Source organism: Nocardiopsis oceanisediminis (genome assembly GCF_048595525.1).
GTDB classification, from domain to species: Bacteria; Actinomycetota; Actinomycetes; order Streptosporangiales; family Streptosporangiaceae; genus Nocardiopsis_A; species Nocardiopsis_A oceanisediminis.
On the sequence record NZ_JAFMZJ010000001.1, the window covers coordinates 3,259,339 to 3,283,359 of the forward strand.

General features: G+C 75.9%; 22 protein-coding genes. 13 read left to right on the forward strand and 9 right to left on the reverse strand.

Going from position 1 to position 24,021, the window contains the following annotated elements; translation table 11 throughout:
- Positions 1-70: 70 nt before the first annotated feature.
- The 7 genes from J0910_RS14310 (at position 71) to J0910_RS14340 (ending at position 7,731) form a co-directional block, all read left to right on the forward strand.
- Positions 71-1,873 carry an ABC transporter ATP-binding protein gene (locus J0910_RS14310; protein ID WP_420158996.1) on the forward strand — a complete coding sequence of 601 codons (1,803 nt, stop codon included), beginning with the start codon at positions 71-73 and terminating at the stop codon, positions 1,871-1,873.
- Positions 1,870-3,609 (forward strand): ABC transporter ATP-binding protein, encoded by a 1,740-nt coding sequence (locus tag J0910_RS14315; RefSeq protein WP_420158997.1) that lies wholly within the window; start codon positions 1,870-1,872, stop codon positions 3,607-3,609. The genes J0910_RS14310 and J0910_RS14315 overlap by 4 nt, the downstream gene beginning before the upstream one ends.
- A 121-nt stretch (positions 3,610-3,730) precedes the next feature.
- Positions 3,731-4,021 carry a hypothetical protein gene (locus tag J0910_RS14320; protein WP_420158998.1) on the forward strand — a complete coding sequence of 97 codons (291 nt, stop codon included), beginning with the start codon at positions 3,731-3,733 and terminating at the stop codon, positions 4,019-4,021.
- 115 nt (positions 4,022-4,136) lie between these two features.
- Positions 4,137-5,105, forward strand: coding sequence for an ABC transporter substrate-binding protein (locus J0910_RS14325; protein WP_420158999.1), 969 nt, complete (start codon positions 4,137-4,139; stop codon positions 5,103-5,105).
- A 191-nt stretch (positions 5,106-5,296) separates the two neighbouring features.
- The gene (locus J0910_RS14330) at positions 5,297-5,773 is read left to right on the forward strand and encodes a carboxymuconolactone decarboxylase family protein (RefSeq protein WP_420159000.1); all 477 of its coding nucleotides are present in this window, start codon (positions 5,297-5,299) and stop codon (positions 5,771-5,773) included.
- Between the two features lie 92 nt (positions 5,774-5,865).
- Complete coding sequence (locus J0910_RS14335) at positions 5,866-6,789, forward strand: RNA polymerase sigma-70 factor (protein WP_420159001.1); 924 nt, start codon at positions 5,866-5,868, stop codon at positions 6,787-6,789.
- A 105-nt stretch (positions 6,790-6,894) separates the two neighbouring features.
- Positions 6,895-7,731: an SAM-dependent methyltransferase gene (locus J0910_RS14340; protein WP_420159002.1), complete on the forward strand. Its 837-nt coding sequence runs from the start codon at positions 6,895-6,897 to the stop codon at positions 7,729-7,731.
- A gap of 72 nt (positions 7,732-7,803) precedes the next feature.
- Here J0910_RS14340 and J0910_RS14345 read toward each other — a convergent pair whose 3' ends face one another.
- Positions 7,804-9,000, reverse strand: a complete 1,197-nt coding sequence (locus tag J0910_RS14345) for a low temperature requirement protein A (RefSeq protein WP_420159003.1) — start codon at positions 8,998-9,000, stop codon at positions 7,804-7,806.
- A gap of 145 nt (positions 9,001-9,145) precedes the next feature.
- Between J0910_RS14345 and J0910_RS14350 the strand changes: the two genes are divergently transcribed.
- The 3 genes from J0910_RS14350 to J0910_RS14360 all read left to right on the forward strand — a co-directional run bounded on the left by J0910_RS14350 (position 9,146) and on the right by J0910_RS14360 (position 12,273).
- On the forward strand, positions 9,146-10,855 hold the full coding sequence (locus tag J0910_RS14350; RefSeq protein WP_420159004.1) for a RelA/SpoT family protein: 1,710 nt from the start codon (positions 9,146-9,148) through the stop codon (positions 10,853-10,855).
- Positions 10,856-11,187: 332 nt separating this feature from the next.
- Positions 11,188-11,529 carry a TetR family transcriptional regulator C-terminal domain-containing protein gene (locus J0910_RS14355; RefSeq protein ID WP_420159005.1) on the forward strand — a complete coding sequence of 114 codons (342 nt, stop codon included), beginning with the start codon at positions 11,188-11,190 and terminating at the stop codon, positions 11,527-11,529.
- A 207-nt stretch (positions 11,530-11,736) separates the two neighbouring features.
- A complete protein-coding gene (locus J0910_RS14360; RefSeq protein WP_420159006.1) occupies positions 11,737-12,273 on the forward strand; it encodes a dihydrofolate reductase family protein in 537 nt (178 codons plus the stop codon).
- Positions 12,274-12,719: 446 nt separating this feature from the next.
- Here J0910_RS14360 and J0910_RS14365 read toward each other — a convergent pair whose 3' ends face one another.
- The 6 genes from J0910_RS14365 to J0910_RS14390 all read right to left on the reverse strand — a co-directional run bounded on the left by J0910_RS14365 (position 12,720) and on the right by J0910_RS14390 (position 16,967).
- Entirely contained in the window at positions 12,720-13,025 is a 306-nt protein-coding gene (locus J0910_RS14365) for a hypothetical protein (RefSeq protein WP_420159007.1), read from the reverse strand.
- A 160-nt stretch (positions 13,026-13,185) separates the two neighbouring features.
- Entirely contained in the window at positions 13,186-14,331 is a 1,146-nt protein-coding gene (locus tag J0910_RS14370; protein WP_420159008.1) for an RNA polymerase sigma factor, read from the reverse strand.
- Positions 14,328-14,735 (reverse strand): YciI family protein, encoded by a 408-nt coding sequence (locus J0910_RS14375; protein WP_420159009.1) that lies wholly within the window; start codon positions 14,733-14,735, stop codon positions 14,328-14,330. Before J0910_RS14375 ends, J0910_RS14370 begins: the two co-directional genes overlap by 4 nt.
- A gap of 37 nt (positions 14,736-14,772) precedes the next feature.
- Positions 14,773-15,270 carry a pyridoxamine 5'-phosphate oxidase family protein gene (locus tag J0910_RS14380; protein WP_420159010.1) on the reverse strand — a complete coding sequence of 166 codons (498 nt, stop codon included), beginning with the start codon at positions 15,268-15,270 and terminating at the stop codon, positions 14,773-14,775.
- A 261-nt stretch (positions 15,271-15,531) separates the two neighbouring features.
- Positions 15,532-16,086 carry an MCP four helix bundle domain-containing protein gene (locus J0910_RS14385; protein WP_420159011.1) on the reverse strand — a complete coding sequence of 185 codons (555 nt, stop codon included), beginning with the start codon at positions 16,084-16,086 and terminating at the stop codon, positions 15,532-15,534.
- A gap of 227 nt (positions 16,087-16,313) precedes the next feature.
- The gene (locus J0910_RS14390; protein WP_420159012.1) at positions 16,314-16,967 is read right to left on the reverse strand and encodes a TetR/AcrR family transcriptional regulator; all 654 of its coding nucleotides are present in this window, start codon (positions 16,965-16,967) and stop codon (positions 16,314-16,316) included.
- Between the two features lie 84 nt (positions 16,968-17,051).
- On the opposite strand from J0910_RS14390, the gene J0910_RS14395 reads away from it, so the two are divergent.
- Complete coding sequence (locus tag J0910_RS14395) at positions 17,052-18,569, forward strand: serine hydrolase domain-containing protein (protein ID WP_420159013.1); 1,518 nt, start codon at positions 17,052-17,054, stop codon at positions 18,567-18,569.
- Positions 18,570-18,764: 195 nt separating this feature from the next.
- Here the strand turns inward: J0910_RS14395 and J0910_RS14400 are convergent, their stop codons facing one another.
- Positions 18,765-20,849 carry a WD40 repeat domain-containing serine/threonine protein kinase gene (locus J0910_RS14400; protein WP_420159014.1) on the reverse strand — a complete coding sequence of 695 codons (2,085 nt, stop codon included), beginning with the start codon at positions 20,847-20,849 and terminating at the stop codon, positions 18,765-18,767.
- A gap of 107 nt (positions 20,850-20,956) precedes the next feature.
- Positions 20,957-21,880, reverse strand: a complete 924-nt coding sequence (locus J0910_RS14405) for a LysR substrate-binding domain-containing protein (RefSeq protein ID WP_420159015.1) — start codon at positions 21,878-21,880, stop codon at positions 20,957-20,959.
- A gap of 117 nt (positions 21,881-21,997) precedes the next feature.
- Here J0910_RS14405 and J0910_RS14410 point away from each other — a divergent pair, with 117 nt between their 5' ends.
- Both J0910_RS14410 and J0910_RS14415 read left to right on the forward strand, forming a co-directional pair.
- A complete protein-coding gene (locus J0910_RS14410; RefSeq protein ID WP_420159016.1) occupies positions 21,998-23,092 on the forward strand; it encodes a tartrate dehydrogenase in 1,095 nt (364 codons plus the stop codon).
- A 28-nt stretch (positions 23,093-23,120) separates the two neighbouring features.
- Positions 23,121-24,017 (forward strand): alpha/beta fold hydrolase, encoded by an 897-nt coding sequence (locus J0910_RS14415; RefSeq protein WP_420159017.1) that lies wholly within the window; start codon positions 23,121-23,123, stop codon positions 24,015-24,017.
- The last annotated feature ends 4 nt before the right edge of the window (positions 24,018-24,021 follow it).

The following is a 24,021-nucleotide window of genomic DNA, read 5'->3' on the forward strand; positions in this document are numbered from 1 at the left end:
GGTTAGGCATACCTTATCGATCGGGCCGCGCCTCCGGTGCAGCGGCGACCCCTCAGGAGGAACCAGAGACATGAGCACGACTGCGGAGAGCCGCGCGGTCGCCGCGCCGGAACCCCGAGCAGGCGCCGACCGGCCGGCCGGGCTCGCGGGCGCCGGGGCCCTGGCGCGGCTACTCGCCCCGATCCGGACGCACCTCGCCGTCTGCGCGGTCCTCTCGGCCCTGAGCGCGGGGGCGGGGGTCGTCCCCTACATCGCCGTCGCCGAGATCGCGCGGATCATGCTCGACGGCGCTCCAGGGGCGCACACGGCCGTCTGGACCTGGGTCGGCATCGGCGCCGCGGGCGCCGGCGCCTGGCTGCTCCTGCTCGTGCAGTCCTCCCGGGTAGGGCACTACGCGGACGCGGCGATCCTGCACGACCTGCGCGTACGGATCGTGCGCCACCTCGGCGCGCTTCCGCTGGGCTGGTTCCGGGCCTCGGGGTCGGGCCGGGTCAAAAGGGCGATGACGGGCGACCTGGAGGAGATGCACGAAGTCATCGCGCACGCCCTGGGGCAGCTCACCGGCGCGGTCGCGGTGACCGCCGCCGGCGTGGGCTACCTGCTCTCCGTCGACGTCCGCATGGCACTGGTCGTGCTGGGCGTGCTCGGCCTGACGGCGGTCTGCCACCGCGTCTCGATGCGGTCCATGACGACCCACATGGACCGGCTGACCGCCGCCGACGCGCGGATCAGCGCCGCCGGTGTCGAATACGCCGACGGGATCCAGGTGGTCAAGGCGTTCGGAGCCGGCGGCCGCGTCCTCCGCCGCTTCGACGAGGCCGTGGACGAGCACACCCGGGCGTTCGCCGCCTGGGTCTCCGAGGTCCGCTACAGCTCAGCGGCGTCCCGGCTGTTCGGATCGGAGATGGCGGTCCTCACGGCCGTGGCGGCCGCAGGGGCGGCCCTCGTCGCCCGCGGGGCGCTCGGCACCGCGGACCTCGTGGCGTTCCTGGTCGTCGCGGTCGGGCTGCCGAACTCGATCCTCCCGGCGGTGACCGCCTCCCAGGGCGTGCGCAAGGGCCGGATGGGCGCGGCCAACATCGAGCGGCTGCTCTCCCACCCCCCGCTGCCCGAACCGGAGCGGCCGCGGACGCCGGTCGGCCACAGCGTGGAGTTCGACCGGGTCGCCTTCTCCTACGACGGGGTGACCGACGCCGTCGCGGACGTCAGCGCCGTCTGCCGGCCGGGCCGGGTGACCGCGATCGTCGGCCCCTCGGGCGCCGGCAAGACGACGCTCGCCGGCCTGCTTCCGCGCTTCTACGACGTGACGGGCGGGGCGGTCCGGATCGGCGGCGCCGACGTGCGCTCGATCCCGTCGCGCAGGCTGCTGGCGCTGATGTCGCTGGTGTTCCAGGACGTCGTACTGCTGCGGGACAGCGTGGCGGAGAACATCCGGATCGGCCGGCCCGGGGCCTCCGACGAAGAGGTCCGCCGGGCGGCCGCCGCCGCATGCGTCCACGACGTGATCGAGCGCCTGCCCGACGGGTACGGAACGGTGCTCGACGCGAGCGGGGGCGGCCTGTCCGGCGGCGAGCGCCAGCGGCTGACGATCGCGCGGGCCATCCTGTCCGAGGCGCCGATCGTGGTCCTGGACGAGGCGACCGCCGCGCTGGACGCCGACAGCGAGGCGGCGGTCCAGGACGCGCTGGCCGCCCTGGCGGTCGGCAAGACGGTGATCGTGATCGCGCACCGGCTGCACACCATCGCCGGCGCCGACCAGATCCTCGTACTGGACGGCGGGCGGCTGGCCGAGCGGGGCCGCCACGAGGAGCTGCTCGCGAACGGAGGGCCGTACGCCCGGATGTGGGCCGCCCAGGAAGGGGTGCCCGCATGATCCGCCGACTGTACCGCCTGTGGCCGGAGCCGAGGCTGCTGGCCCGCCTGTGGCTGCTCACGGCGGCCCAGGCCGTCCTGCAAGGACTCCTCCTCGGCCTGCTCGTCCCCGTCCTGGACGCCTTCGTGCGCCCTGAGCCCGACCTCGCCGCGGCCGCCCCCTGGCTCGCCCTCGGTGCGGCCGGCGCGTCCGCGTACGCGGTGCTCTGCATCATCGCCACACCGGTGGGGTTCAAGGCGGCGGGCGTACTCGCGGCGCAGCTGCGGCGGCGGCTGATACGCCACGTGAGCACCCTGCCGCTGGGATGGTTCACCGCCGAGCACAAGGCGCGGCTCGCGCGGGCGGTGACCGCGGACGTGGGCGACGCCGCGCAGCTGGCCGTCACCGTGGCCGGGCCCGCGATCACCTCGACACTGCTGCCGGCGACGGTCGTCGCCGTGGCGTTCGCGGTCGACTGGAGGATGGCGCTGCTGCTGTGCGCGATCGCGCTGGCCGCCCTCTGGGCGCTGCGGCGCGCCGCCCGGATCACGGAGGCCGCCGAGACCGAACTGGAGCGGGCCGCGGCCGAGGTCGCCGGCCGGGCCATCGAGCTCGGCCAGGCGCAGCCGGTCCTGCGGGCGGCCGGCCAGGCCGGCGGCACCCCCCGGATGCGCGCCGCGCTCGCGGACCACCGGGAGACCTACCGGGACGGCATGCGCCGCGCACGGCGCCCGTTCTTCGTCTACACCGGCGTGATCACGGGCGGGTTCGTCGCGGTGCTCGCGCTGGCAGCGGTGCTCGCGCTCGGCGGGCACATCGGGGTCGCCGAGGCGGTCGCGCTGCTCGTGCTGGCCGCCCGCTTCCTGGAGCCGCTCGGCAACCTCATCGACCTCATCGGGGCCCTGCGCGCGATGACGAACAAGATCGCGCGCGTCGAGGAACTGCTGGCCGCCCCGGCACTGCCGGTACCGGCCGGCCCGGTGCGCGGGATCGGCGAGGCGGGGATCGAGTTCTCCCGGGTCGGTTTCACCTACCCGGGCGGCGGCGCCCCCGCGCTGAGCGACGTGTCACTGCGCTTCCGCCCGGGCACCACCACCGCGCTGGTCGGGCCGTCGGGCTCCGGGAAGACGACGGTGACCCGGCTCATCGCCCGGTTCTTCGACGCCGACACGGGACGGGTGCGGGTCGGCGGGGCCGACGTCCGCGAGCTCGACCCGGCCGCCCTGCTCGACGAGATCGCCGTCGTCTTCCAGGACGTCTACCTGTTCGACGACACCATCGAGAACAACCTGCGCCTGGCCCGGCAGGACGCGACCTGGGACGAGCTCGAGGAGGCGGCCGCCGCGGCGCGGCTCGACGAGGTGATCGAGCGCCTCCCCGGAGGCTGGCGCACACGCGTCGGCGAGGCCGGCGCCCAGCTGTCGGGCGGTGAGCGCCAGCGCGTCGCCATCGCCCGGGCGGTGCTCAAGCGGGCGCGCATCGTCCTCGTCGACGAGGCCGCCTCCGCGCTCGACCCGGTGAACGAGGCCGCGGTCTCGCAGGCCATAGCCGACCTCGGCGACGACCCCGGGCGGACGGTGATCGTGATCGCCCACAGCCCCGCCACCCTGGCCACGGCGGACCGCGTGGTCTCGCTCGACGGCGGCCGGGTCGTGGAGACCGGCACCCCCGAGGAGCTGCTGCACGGGGGAGGGGTGTTCGCGCGCCTCGGCCGGCAGTACGAGCGGGCGCGGCGCTGGCGCATCGCCGGCACGTGAGACCGCGGCCGAGAACGCCGGCACCGGCGCCCCAGGGGAGGCGAGAAGGCCGGCCCGGCCGCTGAGGCCGCACCGACATGCGCCCCCCGGGGCGCGAGCGACCAGTGAGGAGAACACCCCCATGACCTACCGGCGCCCGTTCATCGTGTGGCCGCGCCTGCCGGGCACCGCCCTCGTGCTGACCGCCTTCGAACCGCCCGGACACCGGATCGGCCGCGCGCTGGCCGACCTGACCCGCGGAACCGCCGTCGTGGCGTTCCCCTCCCGGCCCGGTGCGGGCCGGAGCGGCGGGCCGATCGGGGTCTTCTCCGACGGGATCCTCGCCGAAACGGGGACCGAGGCCGAGCTCATCGCATCCGGCGGCGTCTACGCCCGCCTCCGGCGGAACTGGGAGGAAGGCGCCTCCGCCTGAGCCGGCGCCCGCGCGCCCCGCTCGGGGCACCGGCGCCGGCCCCGCCCGCCTCCGGCGGAGGGCCGTGGCCCCGCCCTTCCGCCGGGACATCCCCGACCCGACCCGAAAGGCCTCCGTGGAGAAGTTTCCGCAGTCCCTCGCCATCGCCGCGACGGCGGCCCTGCTCACAGCCTGCGGCGCCCCGCCGCCCGCCGCACCCGGGCCGCCCGGGGAGACCGTGACGGTGCAGGCCGCGAACGGCGAGGTCGATGCACCCGTGACCGATGAGGGCATATGGGCGCTGGACGTGTACACGGCGCTGAACCTCGCGGCCGTCGGCGCCGCACCGGACCACGCGGCCCGCACCCACGAAGGCCAGGAGGCCCGCGAAGAGATCGCCGCCGGCGCGGGGGTGGAGATCGTCGAGGGGCACGAGCCCGAGCTGGCCGCCGCCGCCGAGCCGTCCCTGATCATCGGGATCGACCACCCCGAGCACCGCCCCCTCCTCGGCCTGCTCGAGGCGATCGCCCCCGTCGTACTCATCGAGGAGGGCACCGGAGTGGAGGCGCAGATGGAGCTGCTCGGCGCGGTGACCGGCCGCTCGGCCGAGGCCGCCGGCGTCGTCGGCCGCCTCGACGCGGCGGTCTCCGCGCTGGCGGCCCGGATCGAGGAGGCGGGGCGCGCCGGGCAGGAGGTGTCGGTACTGCAGGAGTATCCGCCCGTGATCTACGCCTATGACAGCGGCACCCAGTTCAGCGGGCTCCTGGCCGACCTCGGACTGGACCGGCCCGAGGCGCAGTCCGGCGGCTCCGAATGGGGCTACACCGAGGTCTCCGAGGAGAACCTGGAGGACCACGAAGCCGAGGTGGTGGTCGCGCTCGTCGATGACGCCTACGCAGAGGGGCGGTCCGTGCTCGACCACCCCATGCTGGACACATCCGGGGCGACCACCCTGGAGGCCGAGTCCTCCGGCTGGTACAACAACGACGTCCTCAGCGCGTGGTGGGTCCTCCACGACGTGCGGGCCGCCCTGGTCGACGGGGAACCGCCGGCGGCCTTCGCCGACGCGCCGGCCCTGTGGTCGGAGGCGACCGGGTCCTCCTGAGCCGGCCGGTCGGGAGGTGCGCGGATGCGGCCGCGCACCGGCGCGGAGCCGGTGAGGGCGGCGGCCGGCCCGGCCCCGGACGGGGCGCGCACCCCGGGAGGGGAGACGCGGGTCACGCCGGCCCGTGTCACAGGGGGCCGGGCCGCCTCGTCTCGGGGGTGAAGGCAACCGACGACGAGCAAGGAGCGACCATGGAAGCGCGACTCGACTACTTCGCCACCCCGACCGCGGGCCGGATCGCCAAGCACTTCGTGGCGGCGGGCAGGGAGATCAAGGAATCGCCGCTGCCCGCCGCGGTGCAGGAGCTGGTGGCGCTGCGGGTCAGCCAGATCAACGCCTGCGCCGTCTGCGTCGAGATGCACACCAAGGAGGCCGCCGCGGCCGGCGAGAGCGCCGTCCGGCTGAACCTGGTCGCCACCTGGCGGGAGGCGACCGTCTTCACCGAGGCCGAGCGGGCAGCGCTGGAGCTGGCCGAGGAGGGCACCCGGATCGCGGACGCGGCCGGCGGGGTGAGCGACGAGGTGTGGGAGCGTGCGGCGAAGCACTACGCCGAGGAGGAGCTCATCTCCCTGGTGTCCCTGGTGGCCTTCATGAACACGGCGAACCGGCTGAACGTCATCACCCGGCAGCCGGCCGGCTCCTACGAGGTCGGGCGGTTCCAGCACTGAGCGGTGCGTCCGGCGGGCCCGGGGCCGGCGCTGCGGCCCCGGGCCCGCCGGGTAGGAACGGCCTGGAGCACGTCCCGGGAAAGGGGAGCGGAATGGACAAGGTCGAGGAGTTCGAGGAGCTGCGGCCGCTGCTGTTCTCCATCGCCTACCGGATCCTGGGCAGCGTCGCCGAGGCGGAGGACGCCGTGCAGGAGACATGGCTGCGCTTCGACCGGTCGCGGACCCGGCCCGACTCCGTCAAGGCCTTCCTGTCGGCCGCGGTGACCCGGATCTCGATCGACGTGCTGCGCTCCGCGCGGGTGCGGCGGGAGGAGTACGTCGGCCCGTGGTTCCCCGAGCCGCTGCTGAGCGACCCCTACCAGGACCCGGCGCGCTCGGCGGAGCTGGCCGACTCGGTGTCGATGGCGGCGCTGCTGCTGCTGGAGCGGCTCAGCCCGCTGGAGCGGGCGGTCTTCCTGCTGCGGGAGGTGTTCGGCTTCGGCTACGGCGAGGTCGCCGAGGCGGTGGGGCGCTCGGAGGCGGCCTGCCGGCAGCTGCTGGTGCGGGCGCGGCGGCACATGGAGGCCGGGCGGCCCCGGTTCGAGGCGGACCGCCGGGACCAGCGGGAGCTGGCGGCCCGGTTCTTCGGCGCCCTGCAGGACGGCGACGTGGACGGGCTGCAGGACCTGCTCGCCGCCGACGTGCGGCTGGTCGGGGACAGCGGCGGCAAGGCCCCGCAGCTGCCCAGGACCGTGGTGGGCGCGGAGAAGGTGGCCCGGGTGCTGGGCGGGTTCTTCCCCCGGGTGCTCGGGATGGGGATCGCCGTCGAGGAGCGCGAGATCAACGGCCAGCCCGGCGCGCTCTTCCGGGACCGGGACGGCAGGGTGCTCCACGTCGTCGTCCTCGACGTGCTCGGTGGGCGGATCCAGACCGTCCGCGGGGTGAACAACCCCGACAAGCTCGGCCACCTCGGCCCGGTCGCCGACGCCTGGGCCCTCGACCGGGAGGCGAAGCGGGCGCGCGGGCGGGTGCGGTGACCCGGGGGCGCCGCGGCCGGTGCGCCGGGCGCCCGCTCCCCCTACAGTGGCGGTGATCCGGGGCGCACCGCCCCGGACCGCCCCCCACACGGAAACGGGCCCGCCATGACCCAGACGCCCCCGCCGCAGCCGGGCGCCCCCGACGGCATCGACACCACCGTGCCCAGCCCCGCCCGGCTCTACGACTACTACCTGGGCGGCAAGAACAACTACGCGGTCGACCGGGAGATGGGCGACCGGATCATGCAGGCCCTGCCGGAGACCCGGCAGAGCGCCGTGGCCAACCGGATGTTCCTGGTCCGGGCCGTGGAGTACCTCTGCGAACAGGGCATCGACCAGTTCGTGGACATCGGGTCGGGCCTGCCCACCCAGGACCCGGTGCACGAGGTGGCCCGCCGCCGCCACCCGCGCGCCCGGGTCGTCTACGTCGACCACGACCCCGCGGTGCGGGTGCACGCCGAGGCGCTGCTGGCCGACGACCCCGAGCTGACCGGCGTGGTCCAGGCCGACATGCTGGACCCCGAGGCGATCTACACCCACCCGGACCTGGTCTCCCGGATCGACCTGGACCGCCCGGTGGGGCTGCTGATGCTCGCCGTCCTGCACTTCGTCACCGACGACAAGGAACCGCGCGCGCTGCTCCGCCGCCACCTGGGCTTCCTCGCGCCCGGGTCGCACCTGGCGATCACCCACGCCGAGTCGGACACCCACCCGGAGCGGGCCGGCTACGCGAGCAAGGCCTACCGCTCCACCAGCGGGAACCTGCGGGTCCGCACCCAGGAGGAGATCAAGGGGCTCTTCGCCGACGTCGCACCGGTGCCGCCCGGCGTGGTGCACCTGGCCGACTGGCGCCCGCGCGCCGACCAGCCGCACTACACCTCCGAGCAGGTCTCCGGCCTGGGCGGGGTGGCCCGCTGGGACGGGCCGCCCGGGCAGGGCTGAACCCGGGCGGGGCCGGAACGGGGGCCGGATCGGGCGGGGCCGGGCCGGCCCCGCCCCGGCGGGGCGGTCCGCTCAGCTGCGGGCCGGGGCGCCCGCCGGGCCGCCGCCGGCCGCCCGGGAGCGTGCGGTGAGGACCGCCAGCGACGCCATCACCAGCAGCACCGGCAGGGTGGCGGCGGCCACCGGCAGCGGGCCGGGCCAGAGCAGCGCCGCCGCGCCGATCGCGGCGAGCAGCGCGGCGGCGACCAGCCGGGAGCGGGCGATCCGGCCGAACCGGGAGCGCAGGAACAGCAGGTTGCCCGCCAGGTAGACGAGCGGGCCGCCGACCGTCACCAGCACGACCGCCGGCGTGAGGTGGTCGTGGGTGAGGCGCAGCTCCATGGAGACCGCGACCAGGATCGCGCCGAAGACCATCAGGGCGTGGGCGTAGGCGAACGCGAACCGCAGCGCCCCCGTCCCGCCCTCGCCCCCGGTGACGTCGTGGCCGGCCAGCGCGAAGTAGTTCCACCACAGCACGGTCAGCGCCGCGAACCCCAGCACCAGGGCGAGCAGCACCCCGGCGCCGGCCGCCCCCTCCTCGGCCAGGGCGCCGCCCATCAGCAGGATCGACTCGCCCAGGGCGATGATGAAGACCAGCCGGTTTCGCTCGGCGAGGTGGCCGGGGTCGGTGTCCCAGCGCTCCATCGGCGCGCTGACCAGCCCCGGGATCCGGAAGTTCAGCAGCGGCGCCGCGTAGTCGACGGCCACCGCCGCCAGCCACACCCACGGCCGCACCTCCGGCGGCAGCAGCGCGCCGGCGATCCAGAGCACCCCGGCCAGCGCCGACCAGGCCAGCAGCGCGGTGTAGTTCGCGGCCGTCGTCCGGCCCCGGAAGGCGGCGATCATGAAGAGCGGCCGCACCACCCCCATGAACACGAAGCACCCGGCGAAGAGCAGTCCGGAGTCGCCGAAGGCGTAGGGGATGGCCACCGCCATGCCCAGCGAGGCCAGCATCAGCACCGCGTTGAGCAGCTGGACCAGGGTGTTGGACGGGTTCAGCCAGTTCATCGCCCAGGCGGTGTAGTTCCACCCCCACCACACGGCGGCGAAGACGATCGCGGTCTGCGCGAATCCCTGCCAGCTGAGGTGGTCGATGAGCAGGTGCGAGAGCTGGATGACGGCGAAGACGTAGACCAGGTCGAAGAAGAGCTCGACCGGCCCGACCTCGGAGCGGCGGTCCGGGTGGCGGGCGATGCCCCGCCACGGAGGTGCGGTGGAGTCGGCGGCCATGCGCCCATGATGGTGCTCCGCGGGCGCGAAAGCACCGGTCAGGGGGCGTGTCGTGGAGAACGGGCGGCCCTTCGGCCGGGGCGGCCGGGGCCTGTCCTACGGGATCGGCCCCACCCGGGTCGGGGGCCGGGAGTAGCATCGGCCCATGGCGAGCACCGATCTGACCGCGTCGTCGGAGTGGTGGCGCGGGCTCAACGCCGCGTTCGCGGCCCGCGGCCCCGCCGACCCCGGGGCCCGACGGCTGGTGGCCGAGCACCTGCGCTGGTACCCCCGGGCCGATGCGGCGCTGCTCGGACGCGCCTACTCGGTGGCCGAGTACCTCCACCGCGAGCAGCGGCGCAAGAGCGGCGAGCCCTACATCACCCACCCGCTGGCGGTGGCGATGATCCTGGCCGAAATGGGCCTGGACACCGCCACCCTGGTCGCCGCGCTGCTGCACGACACCGTGGAGGACACCCCGTTCAGCCTCCCCCACCTGGGCGCGGAGTTCGGCCCCGAGGTGGCGGTCATGGTCGACGGGGTGACCAAGGTGGACAAGGTCGAGTACGGCGAGGCCGCCAAGGGCGAGACCATCCGCAAGATGGTCCTGGGCGCCCGCGAGGACCTGCGGGTCCTGCTGATCAAGCTCGCCGACCGGCTGCACAACCTGCGCACCCTGCAGTTCCAGCCCCCGCACAAGCGGATCCGCATCTCCGAGGAGACCCGGCACCTGCTCATCCCGCTGGCCGAGCGGCTGGGCGTCTACCGGATCAAGCGGGAGCTGGAGGACCTGTGCTTCGCCTACCTGGAGCCGGAGGCGCACGAGGCCGCCAGGGCCCGGGTGGAGAAGGTCCGCTACGAGGGCGAGGAACTGGGCGGGGTGCACACGGTCCGCCGCAACCTGCGCGACGCGCTGTCGGAGTTCCGGGTCCGCGCCGACGTGGAGGTGCGCGACCGCCACCTGTACTCGGTGCACACCTCCGGGTTCGGCGAGCGGATCGCCCCGCTGGACACCGTGCGCTTCCTGGTCGTGGTCCGCCAGGAGTCCGACGCCTACCTCGCGCTGGGGGCGGTGCACCGGCGCTGGCAGCCCCAGCGCAGCAGGTTCCGCGACTTCATCGCCGTCCCGAAGTTCAACCTGTACAAGGCGCTGCACACCAGCGTGCACACCGGGTCCGGGCCGATGCAGGTCATCATCTGCGACACCCACTCCCAGCTGGTATCGGACCTGGGCATCGTGGCCGAGATCCGCCGGTGGACCGGGCGGGACGGCCGGCTGACCCGGGAGCGCACCAACGACCCCGACTGGCTGACCCGGCTGCTCGGCTGGCAGGACCAGGCCGACGCCCAGGAGCTGCTCCGCGGCATGCGCACCGACCTGGTCGGCAGCATCACCGTGGTGACCACCGACGGCCGGGTGCTCACCCTGCCCGAGCACTCCACCCCGGTCGACGCGGCCTACGCCCTGGGGCCCGAGGTGGGCAACCGGTTCTCGGCGGCGATGATCGCCGGGCGGTTCGTGCCGCCCTCGCACGCGCTGCGCGACGGCGACACCGTGCAGGTCATCACCAAGGCCTTCCCCGGCCCGGACGAGGCGTGGCTGGAGTCGGCCAAGACCGGCGAGGCGCGGATGGGCGTCACCACCTGGCACCGGGAGCGCCGGCGCGAGGAGGACGAGGAGGCCGGCCGCTCCCTGCTGGCCGGGATCATCGGGCGCGGCCCGCTGATCGACGCCGAGGCGTCCGGGGAGATGACCGGCGTCGCCCGTGCGGCCGGCCACATCGACCTGGAGGACCTGTACGTGGCCCTGGGCCGCGGCGACGGCGAGATCGGCCCCGGCTGGGTCGCCGACCGGCTCCGCGGCCACCGGGCCTAGACCGGGAACCCGCCCCAGGGCGATGATCTTGACGTTGCGGGGGTGTCAGAGCGTCCTGACACCCCCGCAGCGTCAAGATCATCGGGGAGAGGCGGGGGAGGGGCGCCCGCCGCCGCTCAGCCGATGTGCTCGCAGGCCACGATCAGCAGCAGGCCGATGACGATCAGCGCGAAGTCGGTCGGCCAGGAGGAGAACTTCCCGGAGGAGTCGCGTGCCATGGGTGCTCCTGTGGTCGGTGTGGGATCGTGCCGCCATGCTGGGGCCCGGGAGGGCCGGTCAGTGATCGATTCCGTACACGGCGGGGGTGGCCCGGCGCACACGGCCGGCCGCCGGTGACCGCGCTGCACGCCGCGGCGGCGGACCTGGCCTCGGGGGTCCGCACCCCTGAGGAGATGGCGGGCAACCTCGGCTTCCTGCAGCTGGACCTCACCGACCCGGAGTTCCGCGCCTGCGCCGCCGCGCAGGCGGGCCGGATGCGCGCGGAGCTCGCCGCGCTGCTCGGCGACGCCGCGGCGGCCGGCGAACTCGCCCCCGGAACCGACGCCGAGGACCTCGCCCGCACCGTTCAGGTCGCCTACAACGGGGCCCTGCTGCTGTGGGCGGTCGAGGGCGGCGGGGGCGGCGGCCCGCTCCGCGCCGAACTCGACCGCGTCCTGCGGCCCCACCGCACCTGACCTGTACGACACCCCGCCGCCCGCCGGAACCGGAAGGACCCGCCCGCCCGTCCCGGTCGGCGGCCGGGGCCCCGCGGAGCGCCGGCCGGCCGATCCTTCCCGGCCGCCCGGGCGGCGGGCCCGTGACCGCCGCACCCGGCGCCCCCGGGTCCTTCCGGCCCTGCGGGCGGCCGGGAGCGGACTCTTGAGAACGAGGTAGGGAGACCCATGGCGTCCGAGCGCCCCTTCACCGCATCCGTCTACATCGCCACCAGCCTCGACGGGTTCATCGCCCGCCCCGGCGGCGACCTCGACTGGCTCACCGCCCACGACGCCGGGGAGGCCGGCTACGAGGAGTTCATGGCCCGCGTCGACACCGTGGTCATGGGCCGCGCCACCTACGAGACCCTCGTCGGGTTCGGCCCGGAGGCCTGGCCCTATGCGGGCAAGCGGGTCGCGGTGCTGAGCACCCGCATGGCCGAGGACGCCGACGAGCGGGTCGGCGTCCACCGCGACCTCGACGGTCTGGTGGCCGACCTCGCCGCGCGCGGCACCGAGCGCGTCTACGCCGACGGCGGGCAGGTGGTCCAGGCGTTCCTGCGGGCCGGCCTCGTCGAGGACGTCACGATCACCCGGGTCCCCGTCCTCATCGGCACCGGGATCCCGCTCTTCGGGCCGCTGGAGGCCGACGTCGAGCTCACCCACGTCTCGACGAGGATGCTCGGCGCCGGCTGCACCCAGTCCGTCTACACCGTCGGCCGCTGACGGAGGGGGCCGCCTCCGCCGCCGCTCACACCAGGCGACCTCGGTGCTGCGGAAGGCGGTGAGCCCGCGGCCGCCCCTGGCGCGGCCGCGGGCGGCCGGCCTCCGGCGGCGGTCCGGGCGGCCTGGGCGCCCCGGCCTGCTCGGGCGGGGCAGCGGCGCCCGGCCGGTCGATCTCGGGGAGCAGGGCCGCCTACCGCTCCGCGGCGCAGGCCTGGAGGCCGGCGCAGTCGCGCGCGGTGCAGTACCCGGTGCCGGGCAGCCCGGCCGCAGGGCACCCGGTCCCCGGTGGACGGCGGCCGGATCGCGGCGGCCGCGGCGCGGAGGACGCCGCGGGGCACGGCCGCCCGGCAGGCGATGACGCCGTCGGCGCCGCCGGCGACGTCCAGGGCGCAGACCTCGCCGCGCGGGCCCTCCCCCTCGGGCGGGACGGCCGGGCGGCGGAAGGCTCAGTCGCCGATCAGCCGGTGGTATTCGGCGGTCTCCCCCGCCGCTTCGCCGAGCTGGCGGGCCATCTCCGCGACGATCGAATCGGCCTCCTCCGGCGTCGCCGCGCCCTCGACGTGCACGGACCAGACGTCGGCGAGCTCCCACGACGCGGAGACCACCGCGCCGCCCGTGCGGAACGCGTGGTCGCCCTCCGCCTCGGCGGCCCCGCACTCCCGTGAGCGGGGCCGGAGGACCGCCTCGAAATCCCTGCGGTGCACGACCGGCCAGTCATCGCCGTCGGCCGTGCGGATCATGTATCCGGCCATCGCGGCACCGTACCAGCGCGGCCGGACCCGCCGGCGGGCCCGGCCGGAGAGGCGCCGCCCGCCGCCGCAGAACCGGTGGGCCGTGTTCCGCGGAGCATCCGCCCGGCGCGGCCGGCCTCCTCCCGGCGGGCCGCCGCGCGGGAGGCCGGGACCCCGGTGCTCACCGGTGCGGCGACCGCCTCACCCGCGCCGCCTCGCGGATGAGGTGGTCGCGCTCCGGCACGCTGGCGGCCGCGCGGGACGCCTCGGCGTACAGCTCGGCGGCCCGCTCCAGGTCGCCGGCGCGCTCCAGGAGGCGGGCGCGGACCGCGGCATAGCGGGGCAGGCCGGGATCCACCCCCTCCAGCGCCGCCAGGCCGGCCTGCGGCCCGTCGGCCTCGCCGACCGCGACCGCGCGGTTGAGCCGCACCACCGGGCTGCCGGTGAGGCGCAGCAGCTCGTCGTACCACTCCGCGATCTGCGCCCAGTCGGTCTCGGCGGCGCTCGGGGCGTCCGCGTGCAGCGCGGCGATCGCGGCCTGCGCCTGGTATTCGCCCAGCCGGTCGCGGGCCAGCGCCGCCTGCAGCACCGCCACCCCTTCGGAGATGAGGGCGGTGTCCCAGCGGGACCGGTCCTGCTCGCCGAGCGGCACCAGGCGGCCGCCCGGGCCGGTGCGGGACGCGCGGCGGGCGTGGTGCAGCAGCATGAGCGCCAGCAGGCCCGCGGCCTCGGGGTCGCCGGTCGCCCCGGCCAGCTGCCGGGTGAGGCGGATCGCCTCGGCCGCCAGATCGACGTCACCGCCGTAGCCCTCGTTGAAGACGAGGTAGAGGACGCGCAGCACCGTCGCCGGGTCGCCGGGCCGGTCGAGCGGCAGCCCCGCGATGCGCCGCTTGGCCCGGCTGATCCGCTGCGCCATGGTCGCTTCGGGCACCAGGTACGCCGCCGCGATCTGCCGCGTCGTCAGGCCGCCGACCGCGCGCAGCGTCAGCGCGGCGGCCGAAGCGGGGGAGAGCGACGGGTGCGCGCACAGGAAGTAGAGCCACAGCGAGTCGTCCGCGCCCGGCACCGGGCCGGCCGGCGGCTCGGCCTGCACGGCGGTCTCCCGCCCGCGCCGGGAGGCCTCGGCGCGGGCGGCGTCGAGGAACCTGTGCCAGGCGGCCGCGACGAGCCAGGCCTTCGCGTCGCGCGGCGGATCGTCCGGCCAGGTCCGCACCGCGCCGACCAGGGCCTCCTGCACGGCGTCCTCGGCCGAGGCGAAGTCGGCCCCGCGCCGGACGAGGACGCCGATCACCGCGGGCACGAGCTCCCGCAGCAGCGCCTCGTTCACTCGGTCACCGAGGGCGCCGCGGTGAGGAAGGGCCGCACCTCGAGCCACTCCCGGACCGGCTCCCCGCCCGCGCCGGGCGCCGCGGACAGCTCGGCGGCCAGTTCGAGCGCGCGCTCGTGGCTCTCGACGTCGATCACCATCCAGCCGGCGATCAGGTCCTTCGTCTCCGCGAACGGGCCGTCGGTGACCGGCGGGCGGCCCTCGCCGTCCGAGCGGACGAACACGCCCTCCGGGGAGAGCGCCTGGCTGTCGACGAACTCGCCGGAGGCCTCGAGCCGCGCGGCGAAGTCCTGCATGTACTGCACATGGGCCGAGACCTCCTCCGGGGTCCACCGGTCCATCGGTATGTCGTTGACGGACGCCGGTGCGCCCCGGTAGTGCTTGAGCAGCAGGTATTTGGCCATTGTTCTCTCCTCGGAGTGGATGGGCGCCGTTCCGGCCTCAGGCGCGCTCGCGCTCGTCCCGCCGCCGGATCAGCTCTTCGACCGGGGTGGGCAGGGTCGTTTCGAAGTCGATGAGCTTGGCCCAGGTCGGGGTGATGACGATCCGCACCATGCGGTCGTAGAGCGAGCGGACCTCGGCCTCCCACTCCACCCGCTGCTCGGGCGTCATCTCGTAGCTGCCGTTCATCTGCAGGTACTCGTCCGGGATGCCGTCGACGACGTCCAGCTCGGCGCGCCCGCGGATGAGCAGGATCTTGGGCGGGTGGACCTCGGTGTCGATGGTCAGGGCGACCATCGGGTTCTCGCGCAGCGAGCGCAGCTTCGGGGCGTTCTCCGTGGTGCACAGGACGATCTCGGAGCCGTTCCAGGTGAACGCGATCGGGACGCAGCGCGGAGTGCCGTCCGCGGCGACGTAGGCCAGGCGGGTCACGTCGCGGGCCAGCAGCTCCCGGCTGTGCGGCCGGTTCAGGACCTCGGTGATCTCGGTCGGCTGCATGGTGATCGCTCCTTCGGCGGTGTCCTCGGGCGGCGCCTCCGCGGCCGCCCGTGCCCCTGGGACGGAGCCGGCCGGGCGTTCTCGACATCGGCGGCCGCGGATTCCCGGATTTTTCTCCGGGACGGGCCGCCGCGGCGGCCGGAGGCCGGCCGGCGTTCCGGTCCGCGACCGGGATGGCGCCTCCTCCACCACTACCCGGTCGCCGGCGGGGCTACGGCCCGCGGGCCCCGGATTCCGGCGCCGGACCCCGCCGCGCCGGGGTCAGGGGGCCGGCGGCTCCAGGCCGAGCGCGTCGAGCACGTGGTCGAGGAGGTCTTCGGAGGCGAACTCCGCGACCCACTCGGCGAACCGCCGGGTGTGCTCCTCCAAGGCCGCCCCGTCGACGTCGTCCGCGCCGCCGAGCGGCGCGAGCCCGAAGGCCCGGTCCAGCCAGGCGAGGTACTCCCGGCGTGCGGGGGCGAGGCGGGCGCGGTCCTCGGGGTCCTCCGGTTCGGCGCCGAGCAGCCGGAAGAGCTCGCGCAGGCCGCAGGCCTCGATCCGCAGGTCGCCCTCGTCGCCGAAGAAGACGACGGGCAGGGCGGCGAGGTCGGTGCGGTCGTCCAGGCGCCACAGGGCGTAGTACGAGCCGGAGGACGTCGCGTACGCGAACGGGATCAGCCGGTCCAGGTAGGCGTCGGGCGCGTCGCCGCAGAACCAGTCCACGTCCTTGCCGTACTCGAACAGCTCGAAGCCGGGTGAGAAGAACCCGCCTCCGAGGCCGTCTTCGAACTCTCTGAGCGCGTTCAACTCGGGAACAGGGGAGTAGGCGCCGTTCATGGGACTCCTCGGTCTCCGTCGACAGGGGGCGGGGGCCATCCCTATCCGGAGGGTCCGACAACGGGCGCCCGGAGCGCGGAGCGCGGGGTCCGCGCGGACCGCGCAGGCTCTCCGCCGTGCTCTGCGGCGGCGCCTTCCGCGCTCTCCCGCCGGAGGCCGCGGGGCGCCCCGGCCCCGCTGGGAGAAGCGCCGGAGCGGTCCGGTCACCGCCCTCTCCCCGCCGCAGGTCAGGGCTCGGACCGCCCGGTGTACTGGTGGCACTCGCCGGTGAAGACCGCGCCGAGCTCGGCCTCGATGACCGAGGCGGAGAGGCCGGCGGCGCCGGCCGCGCCGGGGCCTGCGGAGTCCCGGTAGACCTGCACCGCGAGCCCCTCGGTGACGGCGGTGAGGCGGACCGCCGCGGGCCAGGGGTCCAGGTCCGGTTCGACCTCGCCGCACTCCTTGCCGTTGTGCACGGCGCGGGCGAAGTCCTCCCGCATCCGGCCGGCGGTCTCCGCGTCGACCAGGGCGAGGGCGGGGGCGTCCAGGGCGCGGCCGGCGAACGCCCGGGAGACCCGGAACTCGGTGCGCCGCGCCTCGTCCAGCGGGACGAACTCGGCCATCACCTCGGCCATGACCCGCGCGATCGGCCGCCGGTGCTCGGTGCCGGCCCGGATCCGCTCCTCGGCGCGGCCCCGGATGCCGGCGCTGACCTCCTTGAACGCGTGCAGCAGCATGTCGTCCTTGGTGCGGAAGTAGTGCTGCACCAGCCCCACCGACATGCCCGCGGCGGCGGCCGTGCGGGCGACGGTGACGGCGTCGAGCCCGTGTTCGGAGATGAGCCCGCAGACGGCGGCGGCGATCTGGCGCCGCCGCTCTTCGTGATCGGCGATTCTCGGCACTTGATGACCGTACCAGCATACGGTAAAAACCGTATGGGCATACGGTTATCCGTCCCGCCCTCCGCCACCACCCGAGGAGACCCCATGCGCACCCGCCTGCGGCGCATCGCCGCCGTCGCCGCGGCCCTGCCGCTCTTCCTGCTCTCCGGCCCGCCTGCGGCGCCGCCCGCCGAGGCCTCCACCGGGGACGGCCGCTACGCCGGCCTCGACGCCTACGTCCGCGACCGGATGCGGGCCACCGGCACCCCCGGGCTCGCCTACGCCGTCGTCGGACCGGACGGCCCGATCCACAGCCGGGCCTGGGGGACCGACGGCCGGGGCGGACCCGTCACCGCCGACACCCCGTTCCTGTGGGGGTCGGTGGCCAAGCCGGTCGCCGCGAGCAGCGTCCTGGTCCTCGCCCAGGAAGGGCGGCTCGGCCTGGAGGACCCGGTCACCGACCACCTGCCGGACTTCCGGTTCGGCGGCCCCGGGCACGCCTCCCGGGTCACCGTCGGCCACCTGCTCGCCCAGACCGCGGGCATCCCCGCCTCCGCCACCTTCGCGGTCGCCGACTGCCTCGGCCCGGACTGCCCCGGCCCCGCCGAGCGGATCGGCGCCCTGGACGACGTGCGCCCGCTCGGCCCGCCCGGCACCGCATACGCCTACACCAGCGCCAACTACCTGGTCCTGGCCGCAGTGGTCGAGTCGGCCACCGGCCGCCCCTTCGCCGACCACCTCGAGGAGACCGTCCTGGAACCGGCGGGCCTGCCCGGCGCCATCGCCGACCGGGCCTCGGCCGCCGAACGCGGCCTGGCCCCGGGCCACCAGCCGATGTGGGGCGTGCCGGCCCCGATCGCCGACGGGGTGGACGACGACGGCGCGGCCTACGGCTACCTCGGCGGGGACCTGGACGACCTGGCCGCCTTCGCCGCCTTCCAGCTCCGCTCCGGGAGGACCGCTGGGGGAGAGGCCGTCCTCGCCCCGGAGTCCGTGCGGCTGATGCGCACCGAGGGCGAGCTCGCCCCCTCCGGCGAGGGGACCGGCTACGGGCTGGGCTGGCGGGTCGGCGGCCTGGACGCGCCGCTGGACGGCGCCATCTGGCACACCGGGGCCTCACCCGGGTACTCGGCCATGATGTTCCTGCTGCCCGAGCAGGGCACCGCACTGGTCCTCCAGCAGAACCTGCACGGGCTCCTCCAGGACGGCGCGGTGATGGAGGCCGGCTTCGGCGCCGCCCGGATCCTGGCCGGCGGGTCCGCGCCCGCCGGCGCCCCCTCGGCGGCCGGGTACCACGCGGCGGTGTGGGGCTGCACCGCGCTGGCCGCGGCCCTGGCGCTGGCGGCGGTGCGGTCGGCCCTGCCGCTGCGCCGCCCGGCCCCGGCCGCCTCCCGGCGGCGCCGCGCCGCCGGGGCCGCCCTGCACGTCCTGCCCGGCGCGGTGCCCTGCGCCGCCCTGGCCGCGGCCGCCGCCCGGATGGGCCCGGGCCCGCTGGCGGCCTGGCTCCCCGACACCGCCCTCGCCCTGTGCCTCGCCGCGGCGGCCGGCGCCGCGCTCATCGCCGTCGGCCTCGTCCGCGCGTTCCGCCCCGGCCCCGGCACGGGACGGGCCGGGGCCCGGTGACCGGGTGAGGGACGGCCGGCGCGGCGCCCTCCACCGCTGAGCCGCCCCGGGTGCTCCACCCCGGTTCCGGCGCGGATCAGGGTTTGGAGAACGGGGACCGGCGCGGCGCCCTGCTCTCCGCGGCCGGGCCGCCCGGGGGCTCCGGTCCCGGTCACGGTGCCGACGGGGCCTGGAGAGCGGGGAGCGGCGGCCGGCTCAGGGGATCTCCCACAGGTACGCGGCGCCGTCGTAGTCGGAGGCGGCGAGCATGCCCCCGTCCCGGCTCACCGCGATGCTCCGCACCTCGCCGACCCGGAGGGAGGCGGTCTCCTCCCCGGTGGCGACGTCCCACGACCGCGCGGTGCCCTCGGCGCCGTCGCCGCCGGTGGTGGCGAGCGTCCCGCCGTCGGCGCTGAACACCATCTGGCCGACCCCGTCCTCGTACTCGCCGAGGACGGCCCTCTCCTCCCCGGTCCGGGCGTCCCACAGCCGCACGGAGCCGTCGGCGCCGCCGGTGGCGAGCGTCTCCCCGTCCGGGCTGAACTCGATCCGGTCCCCCTCGTCCGGATGCCCGGGCAGGGCGGCGACCTCCTCTTCGGCGGCGACGTCCCAGAGCCGGACCACGCCGTCCCGGCTCCCGGTGGCGAGCGTGCCGTCGGGGCCGAACACCACCTGGGTCACGGCCTCCTCGTACACGGCGAGGACGCCCTTGTCCTCCCCGGTCCGGGCGTCCCACAGCCGCACGGCGTCGTCGTAGCCGCCGGTGGCGAGCAGGGCGCCGTCCGGGCTGAACGCCAGGGTGAACACGTTCTCCTCCTGCCTCGGCAGGGCGGCGGTCCGCTCCCCGGTGGCGGTGTCCCACACCTGCACCGAGGCGGGGCCGTTGGAGTTGGCGGCGACCCTGGTCCCGTCGGCGCTGAACACCAGGTCCTCGTTCACGTCGCCCGCGCCGGAGAGCACGGCGACCTCCTCCCCGGTGCCGGTCTCCCACAGGTGGGTGTCGAAGTCCTCGCCCACGGTGGCGAGCAGGGCGCCGTCCGGGCTGAAGCGCAGGCCGTCCACCCAGTCCCCGTGACCGGTGAGGGTGCCGAGCGCCGCGCCGGTGCCGGTGTCCCACAACCGGGCGGTGGAGTCGAGGCTCCCGGTGGCGAGCGTCTCCCCGTCGGGGCTGAACGCCAGCGCGATCACCGTGTCCCGGTGCCCGGTGAGCACGGCGTCGGGGGCGGGCGGGGGCCACAGCGCGGCGGCGAGGGCGCCGGCGGCGGCCAGGACGACGGCGGAGGCGGCGGCCCCCACCGCCCTCTTCCGGGACTTCCGGGGCCGCCCCTCGGGCCGGGGGCGGACCGGGGCCGCCGGACCGGGCCCCGGTCCGGCGGCCCGGGTGCGCGCCAGGGTGGCGTCGGGCTCGGTGGCGGGGTCCCCGCCGGCGGCCGGGGGACCGCCGGGCGGTCCGGGCGGGGGTGCGTCCCGGACGTGCGGCGGCGGCCACGCGCCCCGGAGGTCGAGCCCGGCGAGGCGGGCGATGATCTCGTCCGGGACGGGGCGCCGCCCGGGGTCGTGGTTCCACCCCTCGGAGATCAGTGCGCGGACGACGGGGTCGGTGCCGCCCGGGTCGGGCGGCGGGCCGATGAGGCGGCGCAGCGTCTCGGCCATGGTGGCGCCGGTGAACGGGCCGGTGCCGGAGGCGGCGTAGGACAGCACCGTGCTCAGCGAGAACACGTCGGAGGCCGGGCCCACCCGGGAGCCGTCGGTCTGCTCCGGCGACATGTAGGGCAGGGTGCCGAAGACCGCCCCGCGGGTGGTGAGGCTGTCGGCGTCCAGCGGCCGGGCGATGCCGAAGTCGATGATGCAGGGCCCGTCCTCGGCCAGGATGATGTTGTCCGGTTTGAGGTCGCGGTGGACCAGGCCGCCGGCGTGCACCGCCTTGAGCCCTTCGGCCAGCCCGAGGGCCAGCGCGTGCAGGGCGGGCGGGGCGATGGGGCCGCGGTCCCGGACCGCCCGGGCGAGGGTGGGGCCGGGGACGTGGGCGGTGGCGATCCACGGAGTCTCGGCCGCGGGGTCGGCGTCCACGACCCGGGCGGCGCGGGGTCCGCCGACCCGGCGCGCGGCGTCGGCCTCGCGGGCGAAGCGGGCGCGGAACCCCTCCTCGTCGGCGAACTCGGGGCGGATCACCTTGACCGCGACCAGGAGCCCGGACCGGGACTCGGCGAGGTAGACCCGGCCCATGCCGCCCTCGCCCAGGCGAGAGACCGGCCGGTACCCGCCGATGCGCGGGGGGTCGCTGGGCAGCAGCGGTTGCACGTCTTGCCCTTCTACCCGGGAACGGGGGGTCGGGTGGGCGACCCGCCGATTATGGCAGCGGACACCGGCGCGGAACAGGCGGCCGCACCGCCCGGCCGGCCGGACGCCTACCCGCCGCCGGGGGCGGGGATCCGGGCGGACAGCCCCTCGGCCAGGTGGTCCAGCAGGGCCCGGGTGCGGTGCGGGAGGTGGGCGGTGGGGTCGGTGACCGCGAGGATGTCGGCCTGGGGCGTCGGCACGTCCTCCAGCACCCGGACCAGGCGTCCCTGGCGGACCAGCGGCAGCGCGTGCCAGGCCGAGCGCATCATCAGGCCGCGCCCGGCCAGGCACCAGTCGGCGATCACCTCGCCGTCGTTGCCGGCCATGTCGCCGCCGACCCGCACCGCCGTCTCGTCGTCCGGGCCGGTGCCGAACCGCCAGACCCCGAAGTCGGCGTCGTTCTCCTTCAGCACCAGGCAGTTGTGCCCGGCCAGGTCGGCGATGGTCCGCGGGGCCCCGCGGGCGGCCAGGTAGGACGGGGCGGCGCAGACGATCCGCCGGTTGGGGAGCAGCCGCCGCAGGCGCAGCCGGGCGTCGGGCGGCGGGCCGACGCGCACCGCGACGTCGTAGCCGGACCCGGCGATGTTGAAGGCGTGCTCGGAGAGCGTCAGCTCCACGCTCACCTCCGGGTTGGCGTCGGCGAACTCCCGAAGCAGCGGCCCGATGTGGTGCCGGCCCAGGCCGAGCGTGCAGTACACCGCCACCGGGCCCTGCAGCCGGTCGGAGGAGCGGCTGACCCGCTCCTCCAGGTCGGCCCGGTCCTGCAGCAGCCCCCGGGCGCCGGCCGCGTACAGCTCGCCGGCCTCGGTCAGCGCCAGCCGCCGGGTGCTCCGCCGCACCAGCTGGGTGGCGAGCCGGTCCTCCAGCCGGGTGAGCCGCCGGCTCACCGCGGCCAGGGACACCCCCCACTCGCGCGCCGCCGCGGTCAGGCTCGGCGCCCGCGCGACCGCGGCGAAGAAGTCCAGGTCGTCCAGGTCGGAAAGGGGCGGCATCGGTCCTTCCTTGCGTCCGGTGCAAGGGTGCGTTGCGGTCGGAGGCATTCTTCCACGCTTTGTTGCGCTGTAGTTTCGTCCGACGGAAGCGCACCGGCACCGGGGAGGAGAGCCCGAATGACCCGCTCGTACAGGATCGCCGTGATCCCGGGGGACGGAATCGGCAAGGAGGTCGTCCCCGAGGGCGTCCGCGCGCTGCGCACCGCGGCCGACGCCTTCGGATTCCGGCTCGACCTGGTCGAGTACGGCTTCGCCTCGGCCGAGTACTGGACCGAGCACGGCCGGATGCTCCCCGATGACTGGTTCGACGAGCTGTCCGGCCACGACGCGATCCTCCTCGGCGCCGTCGGCTGGCCGGAGACCGTCCCCGACCACGTGTCGCTCTGGGGCAGCCTGCTGCAGTTCCGCCGCCGCTTCGACCAGTACGCCAACGTCCGCCCGGTCCGCCTCATGCCCGGGGTGACCAGCCCGCTCGCCGGGCGCGGCCCCGGCGACATCGACTTCTACGTGGTCCGGGAGAACACCGAGGGCGAGTACAGCTCCATCGGCGGCCGGATCTTCGAGGACACCGACCGCGAGGCGGTCGTCCAGGAGACCGTGATGACCCGCACCGGCGTCGACCGGATCCTGCGCTACGCCTTCGAGCTGGCCCGGACCCGCGACCGCCGGCGGCTCACCTCGGCCACCAAGAGCAACGGCATCTCCCAGACCATGCCCTACTGGGACGAGCGGGTGGCCCGGATGGCCGCCGAGTACCCCGACGTGGCCGTCGACCAGTACCACATCGACATCCTCACCGCGCACTTCGTGCTCAACCCGGACCGGTTCGACGTGGTCGTGGCCAGCAACCTGTTCGGCGACATCCTCTCCGACCTCGGCCCGGCCTGCGCCGGCACGATCGGCATCGCGCCCAGCGCCAACATCAACCCCGAGCGCCGCCACCCCAGCCTGTTCGAGCCGGTGCACGGCTCCGCGCCGGACATCGCCGGCCAGGGGGTCGCCAACCCCGTCGGCCAGATCTGGAGCGCCTCGATGATGCTCGACCACCTGGGTGAACCGGAGGCCGCGGCCGCCGTGCTGCGCGCCATCGAGAAGGTGCTGGCCGGGGAGCGCGCCGAGCTCACCCCCGACCTGGGCGGCAAGGGCGGCACCGCCTCGCTCGGCCGGGCGGTGGCCGAGGCGGTCGCCGCCGAGGCGCGGGTGCGGCCCTGACCCCCGCCGGCGGCACGGGAGGACCGCGGTGCCCGACACCCTGATCCCCGGCTTCGAGGCCGCCGACGCGGCCGGCGAGGACGGGGTCGCCATCCGCGTCGCCACCGGCGGCGACGGGCCGCCCGTGCTGCTCCTGCACGGGCACCCCCAGACGCACGCGACCTGGCGGGAGGTCGCGCCGGTGCTCGCCGAGCGGCACACCGTCGTCGCGGCGGACCTGCGCGGCTACGGCGACTCCGGCAAACCCGGCGGCGGCCCCGGCCACGCCCGCTACGCCAAGCGGGAGATGGCCCGCGACCAGGTGCGGGTGATGCGCGAGCTCGGCCACGAGCGGTTCGCCGTGGTCGGCCACGACCGCGGCGGCCGGGTCGCGCACCGCATGGCCCTGGACCACCCCGGGGCGGTCGACAGGCTGGCGGTGCTCGACATCGCCCCCACCTCCGCCATGTACGACCGGACCGACCGCGCCTTCGCGACCCGGTACTTCTGGTGGTTCTTCCTGATCCAGCCCGCACCGCTGCCGGAGGCGATGATCGCCGGCGCCACCGAGCCCTACCTCCGCGCGCACCTGCGCGGGCAGAGCCGCACCGAGGGGGTCCCCCGGGAGGACCTGGTCCAGGAGTACCTGCGCTGCTACCGGGACCCGGCCACGGTCCACGCGGTCTGCGAGGACTACCGGGCCGCGGCCGGCATCGACCTGGAGCACGACCGGGCCGACACCGCGGCCGGCCGGCTCCTGGAGCGGCCGCTGCTGGCGCTGTGGGGCGCGCTCGGCACCGTCGGAATGCTCTACGACGTCCCCGCGACCTGGCGCGAGGTGGCGAACGGGCCGGTCGAAGGGGAGGCCCTGCCCTGCGGCCACCTCCTCCAGGAGGAGCGCCCCGCGGAGGTGGCCGACCGCCTCGGGGCCTTCCTGGCCGGCTGAGCGG